Origin of the sequence: Blautia sp. 210820-DFI.6.14 (assembly GCF_020558815.1) — a bacterium.
GTDB lineage: Bacteria > Bacillota > Clostridia > Lachnospirales > Lachnospiraceae > Blautia_A > Blautia_A obeum.
This window is the reverse complement of record NZ_JAJCKS010000007.1, coordinates 17,280-33,080: the sequence shown is the minus strand read 5'-3', so window position 1 is coordinate 33,080 and position 15,801 is coordinate 17,280. Positions and strand designations below refer to the sequence as shown.

Annotated in this window: 16 protein-coding genes and 1 pseudogene; 16 read left to right on the top strand and 1 reads right to left on the bottom strand. The window is 45.9% G+C overall.

Features of this window, described 5'->3' with window-relative positions:
* Window positions 1-445 precede the first annotated feature (445 nt).
* From LI112_RS07510 to LI112_RS07475, 8 genes are all read left to right on the top strand, one after another.
* Window positions 446-634, top strand: coding sequence for a hypothetical protein (locus tag LI112_RS07510; protein ID WP_002304353.1), 189 nt, complete (start codon window positions 446-448; stop codon window positions 632-634).
* Window positions 631-972: a DeoR family transcriptional regulator gene (locus LI112_RS07505; RefSeq protein WP_015524256.1), complete on the top strand. Its 342-nt coding sequence runs from the start codon at window positions 631-633 to the stop codon at window positions 970-972. Before LI112_RS07510 ends, LI112_RS07505 begins: the two co-directional genes overlap by 4 nt.
* Window positions 965-1,261: a DUF3847 domain-containing protein gene (locus tag LI112_RS07500; protein WP_002594808.1), complete on the top strand. Its 297-nt coding sequence runs from the start codon at window positions 965-967 to the stop codon at window positions 1,259-1,261. Before LI112_RS07505 ends, LI112_RS07500 begins: the two co-directional genes overlap by 8 nt.
* A 311-nt stretch (window positions 1,262-1,572) precedes the next feature.
* Window positions 1,573-1,827 (top strand): CPCC family cysteine-rich protein, encoded by a 255-nt coding sequence (locus LI112_RS07495; protein WP_006575072.1) that lies wholly within the window; start codon window positions 1,573-1,575, stop codon window positions 1,825-1,827.
* A gap of 57 nt (window positions 1,828-1,884) precedes the next feature.
* Entirely contained in the window at window positions 1,885-2,394 is a 510-nt protein-coding gene (locus tag LI112_RS07490) for a hypothetical protein (protein WP_006873177.1), read from the top strand.
* A gap of 193 nt (window positions 2,395-2,587) precedes the next feature.
* Window positions 2,588-4,168, top strand: a complete 1,581-nt coding sequence (gene mobQ / locus LI112_RS07485) for a MobQ family relaxase (protein WP_006873178.1) — start codon at window positions 2,588-2,590, stop codon at window positions 4,166-4,168.
* Window positions 4,169-4,233: 65 nt separating this feature from the next.
* Window positions 4,234-4,878, top strand: coding sequence for a CHC2 zinc finger domain-containing protein (locus LI112_RS07480; RefSeq protein ID WP_117930459.1), 645 nt, complete (start codon window positions 4,234-4,236; stop codon window positions 4,876-4,878).
* Window positions 4,847-6,184, top strand: a complete 1,338-nt coding sequence (locus LI112_RS07475) for a virulence-associated E family protein (protein WP_118554113.1) — start codon at window positions 4,847-4,849, stop codon at window positions 6,182-6,184. The genes LI112_RS07480 and LI112_RS07475 overlap by 32 nt, the downstream gene beginning before the upstream one ends.
* A gap of 28 nt (window positions 6,185-6,212) precedes the next feature.
* On the opposite strand, the gene LI112_RS18360 is transcribed toward LI112_RS07475, so the two are convergent.
* A complete protein-coding gene (locus LI112_RS18360) occupies window positions 6,213-6,452 on the bottom strand; it encodes a hypothetical protein (RefSeq protein ID WP_021682886.1) in 240 nt (79 codons plus the stop codon).
* On the opposite strand from LI112_RS18360, the gene LI112_RS07470 reads away from it, so the two are divergent.
* The 8 genes and pseudogenes from LI112_RS07470 (at window position 6,426) to LI112_RS07435 (ending at window position 15,798) form a co-directional block, all read left to right on the top strand.
* Window positions 6,426-6,623, top strand: coding sequence for a hypothetical protein (locus tag LI112_RS07470; protein ID WP_004612761.1), 198 nt, complete (start codon window positions 6,426-6,428; stop codon window positions 6,621-6,623). The genes LI112_RS18360 and LI112_RS07470 overlap by 27 nt on opposite strands.
* A complete protein-coding gene (locus LI112_RS07465) occupies window positions 6,624-8,294 on the top strand; it encodes a recombinase family protein (RefSeq protein ID WP_173738879.1) in 1,671 nt (556 codons plus the stop codon). It abuts the gene before it with no gap.
* A gap of 90 nt (window positions 8,295-8,384) precedes the next feature.
* A pseudogene (locus LI112_RS07460) lies at window positions 8,385-8,465 on the top strand (Maff2 family mobile element protein); the annotation flags it as partial.
* A 27-nt stretch (window positions 8,466-8,492) separates the two neighbouring features.
* Window positions 8,493-9,362, top strand: a complete 870-nt coding sequence (locus LI112_RS07455) for a VirB6/TrbL-like conjugal transfer protein, CD1112 family (protein WP_015543459.1) — start codon at window positions 8,493-8,495, stop codon at window positions 9,360-9,362.
* A gap of 23 nt (window positions 9,363-9,385) precedes the next feature.
* A complete protein-coding gene (locus LI112_RS07450) occupies window positions 9,386-9,757 on the top strand; it encodes a PrgI family protein (RefSeq protein ID WP_227190462.1) in 372 nt (123 codons plus the stop codon).
* On the top strand, window positions 9,735-12,560 hold the full coding sequence (locus LI112_RS07445) for a VirB4-like conjugal transfer ATPase, CD1110 family (RefSeq protein WP_195983143.1): 2,826 nt from the start codon (window positions 9,735-9,737) through the stop codon (window positions 12,558-12,560). The genes LI112_RS07450 and LI112_RS07445 overlap by 23 nt, the downstream gene beginning before the upstream one ends.
* A gap of 17 nt (window positions 12,561-12,577) precedes the next feature.
* Window positions 12,578-13,345, top strand: a complete 768-nt coding sequence (gene srtB / locus LI112_RS07440) for a class B sortase (RefSeq protein WP_118741647.1) — start codon at window positions 12,578-12,580, stop codon at window positions 13,343-13,345.
* 35 nt (window positions 13,346-13,380) lie between these two features.
* Window positions 13,381-15,798 (top strand): CD1108 family mobile element protein, encoded by a 2,418-nt coding sequence (locus LI112_RS07435; protein ID WP_227190460.1) that lies wholly within the window; start codon window positions 13,381-13,383, stop codon window positions 15,796-15,798.
* The last annotated feature ends 3 nt before the right edge of the window (window positions 15,799-15,801 follow it).

Genomic DNA, 15,801 nt, shown 5'->3' with positions numbered 1-15,801 from the left:
GAATTGATTATACCATATCAATTCCGCAATCGTGGAAATTTCTGATTTTTACCCCGAATTCCTACTTTGTGGACATACGGCACAGGGCACAAAAATGTTCTATGATACAGGTAGTTCATCGATGGATTATTCCAATCGAATGACCAGCCTGTGTGGGATATGCTTCCCCGGCGATGTAGTGCCATGACTTTTGGCAGGGATATGGAGGAACCCTGACCAAAACGAGCATACCAAAGGGAGCGATACGCCGCTGTGAGATTCAGGGGAGGAACGACACCGGGGAGAACTGGCGAACTGACACCGAAATGATACCGAAACACGACAATCTGATAGGGGGATAGTCTACCCTATCTCTGATACTTCGGGAGATTTTAGGCGGCTCTATGGCTGTAATTTTGCCGAAAATCGCCCCGAAACCATACACGAAAACGGGAGGAAGCGCAATATGCCGAGAATGAGCAAAAAGAGGAAGCATGAGCTTTCTTTTTACCTCAATGACCGGGGGCGTGTCACTTACAACGAATTATGCCGGAAATGCCAGCATGGGTGCAAGCAGAGCTTCCGGGCGGTTGTGATTGACTGCCCCCGTTATTTATCCAAACGAGCAAAGAAAAAGGAGGAACACACCGAATGATTTTTGAATTTATGACGATAGACACACCATTGCCGCCCTGTATGGCTTTTCCAAGAGCGTTGACAGGGTTTCCAGTCAGCAGCACCGCAAAGATCATGTACTGCCGGATGTTGGACGCTATGCTCTCCAATGGGCAGGAGGACGAGAACGGAATCCTGTTTGTCTGCTTCCCTGTCACAGCCATTGCCGCAGTCCTGTCCCGCAGCTCTATGACGGTCAAGCGTTCTTTGAATGAACTGGAAAACGCCGGACTTATCATGCGGGTGCGTCAGGGCGTTGGAGAACCAAACAGGATTTATGTGCTGATACCGGGAAAGGAGGACGCTGCCCTTGCCTGATACCTCAAAGCTGGAAAAACTCAATCGGGAGTTGGAGAAAAGCGAAAAGAAACTGCGGAAAGCCATCAATGATGAAAAGGCATTGCAGCACCAGTTAAAGCAGCTTACCCGAAAGGAACGGACGCACCGGCTCTGTACTCGTGGCGGTATGCTGGAAAGTTTTCTGCAAGAGCCGGAACGCCTGACAGATGATGATGTCATGCTGTTGTTGAAACTCATTTTTCACAGGCAGGACACGCAGGAACTATTGAAAAAACTGCTGGAACGGGAGAAGCCGGAAACCCCTTAGTTTACTAAGGGCGCAATTATACACCACCCAGAGGTTGGTGCATTGCGTTCTCCGAAGGCTCCTCGCCGGAGGGCTGTGATTTTCCGCAGTCATGGTCTGCTCCAAATCATACAGGGGACGCTACACTTCCCCTGCGCTGGCTGCCGCCAGCTACCCTTTTGTGGACTTGCCTGTTGGGGACACCTTGCGGTGCAAGCTGTTCCCAGCCGACAAGTTTCATAAAATATGCTATCTTTTCGATAATCGATGAAGTATAATAAAGTCAGAAATAAATCAGGAATTTGAGGTCAAGGCTTAAACGTGAGGTTTATATGAAAAAATACCAATGTCCTTGCTGCGGATATTTTACCTATAATGTTCCGGCAAATGAAGATTGTGGGTATATTTGCCCCGTTTGTTTTTGGGAGAATGACCCGTTCATTGCTTCTGATAACGAACCAAGCGACTCTAATCATGGAATAACGCTAAAAGAAGCGAAATCCAATTTCTCAAAATTTGGTGCTTGTGAAAAAGAAATGTTATGTTATGTCCGACCACCAAGAGATGATGAAAAAGAAATTTCATAGCGACAACTTCCAACTTGTAGAACTGAAAAATTAGAAGTTGTAAAGGAGTGTGATAAAATGGAAACACTTTTTGACCAATACAAAGAACTGAATATAAATGGCTCTTTGATTTGTCTTGAACAAGTTGAAGATATTTATTCTTACTTCTGCTATCCGACCAATGCAAAGGCAATAGGTTTTGAAGGAAGTATTATGTATTGCTTTATTGAGCCGTATGGGGAAATGGTTTTTGCCTGCAATCCTGATACTTGTGCAGATGTTTTTGTTTATCCACTGGCAAGAACCTTTGAGGATTTTATGAGACTTATTCTTGCTTGTGGTTCTACTAATCCTATTGAGCAGATTATTTGGATGGACAAAGACAAATTTGAAAAACACCTCAAAGAGGAAGAAGCAATCCGCACAGAGGAACAGAAAGCGACATTAAGTTATCTTGAAACAGAATTAGAAATTTCCCCTATTGATAACCCTTATGACTATGTAAAAGAACTGCAATCTCGCTTTGACAATAGTGGCATTGAGTATAGTGATGAATACTATGATGTTTTGGGGATTGATAGAAAATAACAACAAATAAATTCCAGTTCGTCAGCTTCACATCGGGTCAACTTGTCCCGAACTTTTACAACTAAATACCCGCCGCCCACACAGCGGCACACCGAGCAGGAAATCTGAAAGAAAGGTTTCCTGCTTTTTTCTGCCCAAAATGAGGTGGTAAAACGCCACCCCGTCCACCAATTAGCGAAAGGAGGGACACGAAATGCCCTGTCCACACAACGAAATCACGATTGTTCAGCGCAGTCAGCGGCAGTCTGCGGTTGCCGCCGCTGCTTACCAGAGTGGCGAAAAACTGTTCTGTGAATATGACCAGCAAGTGAAGCACTACCCGGAAAAGCGTGGTATCGTCCACAATGAAATCCTGCTCCCACCTAATGCCCCACAGGAATATGCAGACCGCAATACTTTGTGGAACGCCGCCGAAGCGGTGGAAAAACAATGGAACTCCCAGCTTGCAAGGCGGTGGGTGCTTACCATCCCCAGAGAGATACCGCCCGACCAGTATGCTGTCCTTGTCCGGGAGTTTTGCCAGAAGCAGTTTGTTTCCAAAGGCATGATTGCTGACTTTGCCATCCATGACCCCCATCCGCCGGGACACAATCCCCACGCCCATGTCATGCTCACTATGAGGGCAATGGACGAACATGGAAAATGGCTTCCCAAGAGCCGCAAGGTTTATGACCTTGACGAAAACGGGGAACGGATAAAACTTCCGTCCGGCAGATGGAAAAGCCACAAGGAGGATACGGTGGATTGGAACGACCAGAAGTATTGCGAAATCTGGCGGCATGAATGGGAGGTCATCCAGAACCGCTATCTGGAAGCCAATGACCGTCCGGAGCGTGTGGACTTGCGTTCCTATGCCAGACAGGGGCTTGATATTGTCCCCACTGTCCATGAGGGGGCTGCTGTCCGGCAGATGGAAAAGCGTGGTATCCAGACGAATATCGGAAACCTGAACCGGGAAATCAGAGCCGCCAACAGTCTGATGAAGTCCATCCGGCAGCTTATCCAAAACCTCAAAGGCTGGATTACCGAGCTGGGAGAAAAACGGAAAGAGCTGCTTGCACAAAAGGCGGCGGAGGAAGCGACACTTCTTCCCAATCTGCTGATGAAGTACATGGAGATACGAAAGGAAGAACGGAAGGACTGGACAAGGGCTGGACAGAACCGGGGGACTTCACAGGACTTAAAGGCAGTCAGCGAAGCCCTGTCCTATCTTCGGCAAAAGGGGCTTTCCACTGTGGAGGACTTAGAAGCATTTCTGGAATCTTCCGGGAAATCAGCCGCAGATTACCGCAATCAGATGAAGCCAAAGGAAGCCCGCAGCAAAGTGATTGACGGGATTCTTGCCAGCCAGACAGCCTGCAAGGAATGTAAGCCTGTCTATGAGAAGTACCAGAAGATATTTTTTAAGAAAACAAAGGAGAAATTCAAACAGGAACACCCGGAGGTTGCCCGGTATGCGAAAGCCGCCGCCTACCTTGCCAAGCACCCAGACGATAAGGACAGTACCCAAAAGGAGCTGCAAGAGGAGCAGGAAAAACTTCTGGAAGAAATCGCAGAGCTGAAAGTACCACTGACCGAGGTACAGGAGGATTTGAAGAAGCTGCGGGACATCCGCTACTGGGTACGGAAAGCCACCCCCGGCACAGAAGAAAGCAAAGAGCCGCCCAAGAAGCAGCCCATCAAAGAAGTCTTGCAGGATAAGGCAGACGAGAAAAAAGCACAAAGAACTGTCCCGGCACAGACGAAACACAAACAACAGGATATGGAACTTTAACAGGCACTTGCCATTTTCAATCAGAGAATGTCAGGTGCTTTTCTTATTTTCAAGGAGGGACAGATTTGAATGTATTTGAAGCTGTGAAGCAGTCCGTCACAACAAGACAGGCTGCGGAGCATTATGGAATCCATGTAGGTCGGAACGGGATGGCTTGCTGTCCGTTCCATAACGATAAAACCCCAAGCATGAAGCTGGATCGGCGTTACCACTGCTTCGGCTGCGGTGCGGATGGGGATGTGATTGATTTTGCCGCCGCCCTGTATGGGCTGGGAAAGAAAGAAGCCGCCGTACAACTGGCACAGGACTTCGGGCTTTCCTATGAGGACTGGAAACCGCCGGGAAAGGCAAAAAAGCCCAAGTCCCGGCAGAAATCCCCGGAGGAACAGTTTCAGGAAGCAAAAAACCATTGCTTCCGTATCCTTGCCGATTATCTCCACCTACTCCGAGTGTGGAGAAAGGAATATGCCCCGCACTCCCCAGAGGAAATCTTTCATCCCCGGTTTGTGGAAGCCTTACAGAAGCAAGACCAAGTGGAATATCTGCTGGATGTGCTGCTGTTCGGGGAAACAGAGGAAAAAGCGGCTTTGATTACGGACTACGGAAAGGATGTGATACAGCTTGAACAGCGAATGGCAGAGCTTGCAGCCGCAGACGCAGCAAGAACTAAAAAACACCATGAACGCCATGCAGCCGCCCCAGAGCGTTGAGGAAATCAAGGCGGGGCTGGAAACTACCGAGAAAGGCGGTGTCCGTCAGAGCATACGGAACTGCCTGACCGTATTCCAGCGTGACCCGCTGCTTTCCGGGGCTATCGCATACAACATCCTGACCGACCGCAAGGACATCATAAAGCCCATCGGCTTCCACAGGGAAAGCACAGCCCTGAACGATACGGACATGAAGTATCTGCTTCTTTATCTGGAAGAAACCTACGGGCTTACCAATGAGAAAAAGATTGATAACGCCATCGGGATTGTGGCGAATGAAAACAAGTACCATCCCATCCGGGACTATCTCAATACCCTTGTGTGGGACGGGACGGAACGAATCCGTTTCTGCCTGCGGCACTTTCTGGGGGCTGACGCAGACGATTACACCTATGAAGCATTGAAGCTGTTCCTGCTGGGTGCAATCTCACGAGCCTTTCAGCCGGGGTGCAAGTTTGAAATCATGCTCTGTCTGGTAGGCGGTCAGGGGGCTGGCAAGTCCACCTTCTTCCGTCTGCTGGCAGTCCGGGACGAGTGGTTCTCCGATGATTTGCGGAAGCTGGACGATGACAATGTGTACCGCAAGCTGCAAGGTCACTGGATTATCGAAATGTCAGAAATGATGGCAACCGCCAACGCCAAGAGCATTGAGGAAATCAAGTCATTTTTAAGCCGGCAGAAAGAGGTTTACAAAATACCCTATGAAACCCACCCGGCAGACCGCCCCCGTCAGTGCGTGTTTGGCGGCACTTCCAATGCCCTTGACTTCCTGCCCCTTGACCGTTCCGGCAACCGCCGCTTTATCCCCGTCATGGTGTACCCGGAGCAAGCCGAGGTTCACATTTTAGAGGACGAAGCTGCTTCCAGAGCCTATATCGAGCAGATGTGGGCAGAAGCGATGGAGATTTACCGAAGCGGCAGGTTCAAGCTGGCTTTCAGCCCCGCCATGCAGCGGTATCTCAAAGAACACCAGCGGGATTTTATGCCGGAGGACACCAAAGCCGGAATGATACAGGCGTATCTTGATAAGTACACCGGGAGCATGGTCTGTTCCAAGCAGCTCTACAAGGAAGCCTTGAACCATGCCTTTGACGAACCGAAGCAATGGGAAATCCGGGAAATCAACGAGATTATGAACCAGTGCATTTCCGGCTGGCGGTACTTCCCGAACCCAAGAATGTTTTCAGAATATGGCAGACAAAAGGGCTGGGAGCGTGAAAACCCGGCAACGGACTCCGGCAACCCGTCTGAAAAAACGATGGATGGTTTTGTGGAGGTCACAGAACAGATGGAGCTTCCATTCTGAAAATGACAGCCCGTTGCACCCTCTGTTGCTATCCCGTTGCCGAGCCGGTTGCCGGGGAAAACCCCTTATTTCCGGGCTTTTCTCCCTTATAACAACCAAAACAACAGAAAAATAAAAGAAAAGTATAAATAGTAACCATCGCCAGATTGAGATTGTTTGCAAGGTCTTTTGAAGCCCGTTGCCGGACTTCGTTGCCGACACCCTCTGTCTGGCTATTTTCATGTATGGAGGATAACTGCCTATGGCAAAAAACAAAACAGAGATTCATGTGACCACTGTATTTGACGGGGAGCTGGACGCAACCGATGTGTTCGTCAGCCTGATTTCCCAGAAATACGGAAAGACAAATACGAAAGAATATCTTGCTAAAAAGAAAGATTTGAAGTATAATGAAGATGAGGTTCAAAAGAGCCAGATACCGTCTGGATTGTGTGGGTAAATGGCTATGATGAATGAAATGGAATACAGAACAATAGGTTCGGCACTTGCCAGGGGTTATCGTGCAGCGGTCTATTGCAGACTGTCAAAGGACGATGACCTGCAAGGCGAAAGTGCCAGTATCGCAAACCAGCGTGATATGCTGGAAAAATACTGCGAAAAGCAGGGATGGGAGGTTGTGGCAGTCTATCAGGACGATGGCTTCACAGGTCTTAATATGGAGCGTCCTGATTTACAGAGAATGTTGAGAGCCATTGAGCGCAGGCAAATCAACCTTGTCATCACGAAAGACCTCAGCCGACTGGGGCGTAACTATCTGCAAACCGGGCATTTGATTGAGGACTTTTTCCCAAGAAACGGTGTCCGCTATATTGCCATGAATGACGGTATCGACACCCTGCGGGATAACAACGACATCGCCCCGTTCAAGAATATCCTGAACGAGATGTACAGTAAGGATATTTCCAAGAAAGTCCATTCCTCTTATCTTCTGAAAGCGCAGAAAGGACAGTTTACCGGGTGTCTTGCCCCGTTTGGGTATCGGAAAGACCCGGAGGACAAAAACCATCTGCTCATTGACGAGGAAACCGCCCCGATTGTGCGGCTGATTTTCGGATATGCCCTAAACGGTCATGGTCCGAACTATATCCGCAGACGGCTGGAGGAAGAAAAAATCCCCTGCCCCACATGGTGGAACCGGGAACGGGGGCTTCGCAATACCCGTACCAAATGGGAAAAGAAAGACCCGGAAAATGGGCGGTATATGTGGGACTTCTCCGTTATCAAAGACCTTTTGATGAATCCCGTCTACACCGGGGCGATTGCTTCCCAGAAAAAGGACTACCGCTTCAAAATCGGCACGATTGGGGAAAAGAAGCCGGAGGACTGGATTGTGGTGGAGGGACAGCATGAACCGCTGATTGACTGCATGAGCTTTGATATTGTGCAGAACAAGCTGAAATCCCGCCAGCGTCCGGGGCAGACCAATGAAATCAGCCTGTTTGCCGGACTGATAAAATGCGGCGAGTGTGGGAAGTCGCTGACGATACGCTACACAAACGCAAAACATCCCCAGCGGATTTACTCCTGCAAGACCTACAATGCCTTTGGAAAGAACCACTGCACCCAGCACCGGATTGATTATGACACCCTTTACAGCCATGTGTTGCGGAAAATCCGGGAATGTGCCAGAGCCGCCCTGATGGACGGGGAAGCGGTTGCCGACCGCTTGACCAATACCTGTGAAGCTGAGCAGCGGGAACAGCGGGAAGCAATGGAACGCTCCCTCACAAGGGACGAGGAACGGATTGAGGTTCTGGACAAAATGGTAATGCGGCTTTATGAGGATATGATTGCAGGGCGTATCAGTGAACAGAATTTCAACACCATGCTGGAAAAGACACAGACCGAGCAAGCGGAGCTTAAAGCAAAAGTGTCCGAGGGCAGAAAGCGGCTGTCCGATGAAGTCCAGCTTGCCAATGACGCAAAACAATGGGTGGAAGCCATTCAGGAATACGCCAACATCACAGAGCTGGACGCAGCCACCCTCAACCGCTTAATCAAAGAAATCGTCGTGCATGAGCGCATAGACGAAGATAAAACAAGACACATTTCTATCGAAATTCATTTTAATCTCAAACCCATCCCGGAGGTGGAACAGGTCACTGCCTGACCTGTCCCGCCGGGACGGTTCTCTTAAAAACACCATATAGATTTTTTGTACGCCGCCGCCCGCCATCGAGCAGAGTTTTACACCTAATTGGGGATAAAACAGCTTATGGCAGGTGGAGGTGTCGTTCTGATCGGTACACAGCTTGTACCATTACTGGCGAATTTGTTTTAGCCGGGGCAGTAAGAAAGGAGAACACGCATGGATAAGATTTTTGAGTCCATAGAAGAATGGATGCGTAACCTCCTTACAGGCATGGTCAGCTCAAACCTGACGAACATGTTTACCGATGTGAATGAAAAAACCGGTGATATTGCAAGTCAGGTTGGGCAAACGCCCCAGGGCTGGAGTGGCAGTATTTTTAGTCTGATCCAAAATCTGTCGGATTCTGTGATCGTACCGATTGCCGGAATGATCATAACCTTTGTGTTGTGCTATGAGCTGATTTCCATGCTCACCGAAAAGAACAACATGCATGACATAGATACATGGATGTTTTTTAAATATTTTTTCAAGATGTGGGTAGCAGTCTGGTTCGTGAGCAATGCTTTTACGATCACAATGGCAATTTTTGATGTCGGGCAGAATGTAGTGAACCGGGCGGCAGGTGTTATCAACCAGCAGACGGCAATTAACATTGATTCAGTAGTCACCTCGATGGAGACTGCAATGGAATCAATGGAAGTAGGGGAGCTGATTATACTGGCACTGGAAACGCTTCTGGCGAGCCTGTGCTTAAAGGTTATATCCGTTTTTATAACGGTCATTTTATATGGCCGTATGATAGAAATTTATCTGTATTCGTCAATCGGTGCAATTCCATTTGCCACTATGAGCAACCGGGAATGGGGACAGATTGGCAGCAATTATTTAAGAGGATTGTTCGCACTGGCATTCCAGGGATTTTTTATCATGGTGTGCGTGGGCATTTATTCTGTGCTGGTTGCAAACATACAGGTATCAGACAATGTGCATACGGCACTGCTCAGTGTAATGGCATATACGGTGATACTGTGTTTCAGTCTTATGAAAACAGCTAATTTCTCGAAGAGTATTTTTAATGCACACTAAATGTGGAAAAGGAGACGATGAAAATGGCTTTTGTATCAGTACCAAAAGATTTGACAAAAGTGAAAAATAAAATTATTCTCAACCTTACAAAACGACAGCTTATCTGCTTTGGTATTGCAGCGGCAGTAGGGCTTCCGTTTTATTTCCTGTCAAGGGGATTGCTTGGTTCGAGTAATGCGGCAACCGGAATGTGTCTGTTGATGCTTCCGGCTTTTTTATTTGCAATGTATGAGAAAGATGGACTTCCTTTAGAGAAAGTCCTCAAAAACGTGATTACAGTAAAATTTATCCGTCCCCCGGTACGGAAATATGAGGTGGAAAACCTCTATGAAAAAAAGAAAATTTTGATAAAAGCGAAAGGAGGTACCGTTCGTGGAAAAAGTAAGAAACGATAAGAATCTTCCAGAGCAGACAGAAGAATTTTCCCATCCGGATGACTGGTGGCTGGATGAAGAGGATTCTGCTGATGGTTTACCAGTGTTTGATCCGGACGAGGCAGAAGATTATGCAAAGGACAGACAGCGTTTGACGGGAGTACCGATGGTTACTGGGTATGAAGCACTGGAGCGACACCGAGGTGTCCGCAGACCAAGACGTAAATTAAGCAGACGGGAAAAACGTGCCTGGAAAAAAGCCCAGAAATATGAACTGAAATTACATAAGGCACACGAAAAAGAAGAAAGAAAACTTGCGAAGCAGGCGGCAAAACAGGCTGTTCGTGAAGAAAAGGCGGCACAGAAACAGGCAAAGAAAGAAGAAAAGCATAAAAAAAAGACAAAGTCGCCGGGTTCTGTAAAATCCAGCGGAAAGAAAGGTACTGTAAAGAAAATATCCAGTACAAATAAAGACAATAGAAATAAAGGGAAAAACATTACCGCACAGCAGTCCATTCCATACAGGGAAATGGGAAAAGACGGAATCTGTCGTGTGGAGGATGGGTATTATTCAAAAACGATTCGTTTTTATGACATCAACTATCAGTTGGCACAGAATGAGGATAAAAATGCGATTTTTGAGAACTGGTGTGATTTCCTGAATTATTTTGACAGCACCATCCATTTTCAGTTGTCTTTTATCAATCATCACAGCAACATGACGGAATATGAAGACGTGATCCGTATTAAAAAGCAGAATGACAGCTTTGATGATCTGCGTATGGAGTTTGCCCAGATGCTCAGAAATCAGTTGGCAAAAGGAAATAATGGTCTTGTCAGAACCAAGTATATTACATTTGGAATTGAAGCTGACAATATCCGGGAAGCAAAACCAAAACTGGAACGTATCGAAACAGATATACTCAATAATTTTAAGGCTTTCGGGGTATCTGCGTATCCATTAAATGGTGCGGAGCGTTTGCAGATCATGTATGAAACATTCAACCAGAATGTCAAAGTGCCATTCAAGTTCAGCTATGATGATATGCTGCGTACCGGGTTGAATACAAAGGATTATATTGCACCATCCAGTTTCCTGTTCAAAAATGGAAAGGATTTTCAGATGGGAGATACCATCGGAGCAGTATCCTATCTGCAGATACTGGCACCAGAGCTGACGGATAAAATGCTTGCCGAATTTCTGGAAATGGACTGTAATCTGCTTGTGAATCTGCATATCCAGTCCATTGACCAGATGAAAGCAATCAAGCTGGTAAAGAGTAAGGTTACGGACATTAACCGTATGAAAATCGAGGAACAGAAAAAAGCGGTACGTTCCGGATATGATATGGATATTATCCCATCTGATCTGAACACATACGGAGGGGAAGCGAAAAGACTTCTGGAAGATTTACAGTCAAGGAATGAGAGAATGTTCCTTGTGACTGTGGTGTTCTTAAATACAGCGAAAAATAAACAGGAGCTGGAAAATGTGGTATTTCAGACCGCAGGTATTGCACAGAAATATAACTGTGCGTTGAAAAGACTGGACTATCAGCAGGAACAGGGACTTATGAGCAGCTTGCCGCTGGGAAGAAACTGGATTCCGATCAAGCGGGCCTTAACTACCACGTCAACAGCTATTTTTGTCCCTTTTACAACGCAGGAACTGTTTATGGGTGGGGAATCTATCTATTATGGATTAAATGCCCTGTCTAATAACCTGATCATGGCAGACCGGAAAAAGCTGAAAAATCCAAATGGTCTGATACTTGGTACTCCTGGATCTGGTAAATCTTTTGCGGCAAAAAGAGAGATTACCAATGTATTTATTGTCACAAAAGACGACATTATCATCTGTGATCCGGAGGGTGAATATTTTCCGTTAGTCCGGGCATTTAACGGGCAGGTTATCCGTATTTCTCCGACCAGTCACGATTACATCAATCCAATGGATATTAACATCAATTATGCGGATGATGATGATCCGCTATCTTTAAAATCAGATTTTATCCTTTCGCTTTGTGAACTGGTAGTAGGAGGAAAAAACGGTCTGGAACCAGTGGAAAAAACAATCATTGACCGATGTGTACGTCTGGTATATCAGGACTATCTTGCTGATCCGATTCCAGAGAAAATGCCAATCCTGGAAGATTTATATAATCTGCTTCGCAAACAGGAAGAGGCAGAGTCGCAGAGGCTGGCAACTGCACTGGAAATCTATGTAAATGGTTCCCTGAAGGTGTTTAATCACCGCACAAATGTAGAGTTGAACAATCGTCTGGTATGTTTCGATATTAAAGACCTTGGTAAACAGCTTAAAAAACTTGGCATGTTGATCGTTCAGGATCAGGTTTGGAACAGGGTAACAGTCAACCGTTCTGCTCATAAATCCACCAGATATTATATTGATGAGTTCCATCTGTTGCTGAAAGAGGAACAGACAGCAGCATACAGTGTGGAAATCTGGAAGAGATTCCGTAAGTGGGGCGGTATCCCGACTGGTATCACGCAGAATGTAAAAGATCTGCTTGCTTCAAGGGAAATCGAGAATATCTTTGAAAACTCAGATTTTATCCTGATGCTCAACCAGGCATCCGGGGATCGACAGATTCTGGCAAAACAGCTTAATATTTCAACACACCAGCTTTCCTATGTAACAAACAGTGGAGAGGGAGAAGGGCTGATTTTTTATGGAAATACAATTATTCCATTTAAGGACAGATTCGATAATACCCTTATGCTTTATGCGTTAATGTCATCGAAACCAGAAGATGTAGAGAAGCGTGAAAAACTCGGCATCAAAGGCAGAGACGATAGTTAAAGGGGTGACAGCAGAGCATGAGAAAATGGGTGGCAGGATTGTTACTTTCTATATCTGTTATATTGCTTACGATCAGTCTGTATTTTTTAATGGGATTTTTTATGCAGGAAAGACAGGATAATCAGTTACAGCAGGAACTGCAGGAGCTAATGCAGAAAAGAGAGGATGAACCGGAAGAAGATGTTTCCGGCGATTCTTTGATAGAGGTGGATGCTGGAATTTTGGCATTGCATGAAGAAAATCCGGATTGTATTGGCTGGCTGACCATTGATGGAACGAGAATAGACTATCCGGTCATGTACCGGCCGGGAGATAAAAATTATTATCTGCATCGGGATTTCAACGGGGAATATTCTGCAAATGGATGTTTATTTCTGGCAGAGGAATGTGTACTAGGGGATTCGGACAATCTGATCATATATGGACATCACATGAACAGTGGGAAGATGTTTGCTGACCTTGAGAAATATAAGGACGAAGGATTTTACGAAGAACATCCGACAATCCTGTTCCGCACGATATGGGGAAATGAACAGTATCAGATATTTGCAGCATTTACAACGCCTGTTTATACAGGAAATGATTTTGATTATTACAGTTTTATCAAAGCTGGAACAGTGGCTGATTATAAAAAATTTGTTGTTTCCGTTAAGGAAAAATCACTTTATCAAACAGGAACAACAGCAAAATACAGAGATAAGTTACTTACACTGTCTACTTGTGAGTATTCCCAGAAAAATGGACGTATGGTATTGGTTGCAAAGAAAAATAACGGAAAGGAATAAAACGGAAAATTACCAGAGATCAGGAGATGATGACCATGCAGGAGCATGAATATAAAGCAAGGGATAAGACTGTCCAGAAGATGAGCCGGGATGGACTCCGGGAAAAAAATCTCCGCAGTAAAAAGGAAAAGCGGATTACCGGGCGTGAGGCAGATGAGAAGAAAACAGCCGGACACAGGGAACAGGAGCTGGACTTTGGAAAGGTCAGAAAAACTCATACTGCAGAAGAAACAGTTGAGGGAGTGAAAGAAGGAAAACACAGACTGCAGTCCAGACACGCTTTTCTGGAACAGGAAGAAATTGCGGAAGCGGAGGAAATGGAAAACTCAGAAATGAGTGATGATAAAGCAGGCGGGGAGAAATCTCCGCCTGTTTCACGTTCCAGACTTCGGAAAGATAGTATCCGGGGGCATCCGGAACGTGATGCTGAAACATCGGAACCGGACAGGCAGAGCCGAAAGAAAAAGATGGTTGTAGCTTATGCAGCGAAAGAACAGAAATGCTACCATGAAAAGTCAGAAGTTGATGAAAAATCAATGGAAGATTTTCGGGAAGAGATTAAAGGAAAGACGAAAAGGGAACAGACGCTAAAAGAACAGAAAAAATCAAAATCCCGTCTTTCCTTTGAAGATGAAAGTAAAGGTATGATTCCCGGTAGCGGAATGGCAAGAAAGGGAGCAACCGTTGTTTCAGAAACGGTATCTGCCTATGGTCAGAAAAAAATCAGAGAGGATACCGATGATAATGCTGCTCTTGATGCAGCAGATCAGATGGAACTTGCGGGAGAAAGTCTTGCAAGAAAGTCAATTTACGTTCGGGAACGGTTGAAAGAAAAACGACAGAGAAATAATCGGTTAAGGGAATCTGTTCTGGAAGAAACAGAAAAATCCCGTTTGCAGTTTGGTACCAGTGTTTCCAATGAAGCAAAAAAGGCGGTTCAGAAAGAAGCAGAGCAGAAGAAACAGTCTGCATTAAAGAAATTACTGCAGAAAAAGCGTTACCAGAAGCAATATCAGGCTGCGAAACAGGGAAAGGCTGCGAAAGATGCAGTTCTTGTAAATGCACAGCGATTTACGGAGAAAGCCAAGGCTGCGGTTAAGGAGATCGTGGCACAGAACAGAAATATCCTCCTGTCCATAGGAGTTCTGATTCTGCTGTTTGCATTGATGACAACCAGTCTTTCAAGCTGTGCAGCATTATTCCAGGGTGGTTCCAATGCCATTATTTCTACCAGTTATTCCAGTGAGGACGAGGATATTTATGCTGCGGAAAATGCTTATGTAGCCTTGGAAAATGCACTGAATGAACAGATTAACCAGATGAAAGCAAGTCATTCTGACTACGATGAGTTCCAGTTCCAGATTGATGAGATCGGACACAATCCGTATCAGCTTATTTCTTATCTGACAGTCAAGTATGGCGGTTTTACCTATGCTGAGGTTGCAGACGAGATTCAGGATATTTTCAGGGAGCAGTATGGCTTATATACAGATTCGACAAGAGAAACTGTAACAGAAAAGAAAACTGTCAGGGTTGGAGAATCGCTGGGACAGGTTGTGACCAGTGGATATTGCAACTGTCCGATTTGTTGCGGGCAGTGGAGTGGAGGCCCGACTGCAAGTGGAGCATATCCACAGGCAAATCACACGATTGCGGTGGATGCTTCCAATCCATTTGTGCCAATGGGAACCCATGTTGTTATGAATGGAGTGGAATATGTAGTAGAAGATACAGGAGCATTTGCAAGCTATGGTGTTCAGTTTGATGTATTTTACAGCGATCACGCTTCTGCATCAGCACATGGGCACCAGACCTGGGAAGCATACATAGCAGACAGTAATGGAAGCCAGGAGGTGGAAGTAACTACAACAAGAGAAGTAAACCGGCTGGATGTAACACTTACAAACCATAATCTGGATGCCGTTTTAAGAAACCGTATGACAGATAAAGAGCAGGAGCAGTATGACGCTTATAACAAATACTATGGAAATCGTGATTACCTGTTTGACCTTAACAAGATTCCGACAGGTGGGGCAGGCTTTGGATACGATATTCCGGCAGAAGCACTTTCAGATCCGCAGTTTGCCAAGATGATCCAGGAAGCGGAAAAATATCTGGGCTATCCGTATGTCTGGGGCGGTGCATCGCCATCTACCAGTTTTGATTGTTCTGGTTTTGTATGCTGGGTAATCAATAACTGCGGAAATGGATGGAACGTGGGAAGAGCAACAGCGGACGGACTTCGTTCTTATTGTTCCTATGTATCTCCATCTGATGCAAAGCCGGGCGATCTGATTTTTTTCCAGGGAACTTATGATACGCCGGGAGCGAGCCATGTTGGAATTTATGTAGGAAATAACATGATGATTCATTGTGGAAATCCGATTCAGTATACAAGCATTGCAAGTTCTTACTGGCAGCAACATTTTATGGCATTTGGCAGACTTCACTAGAAG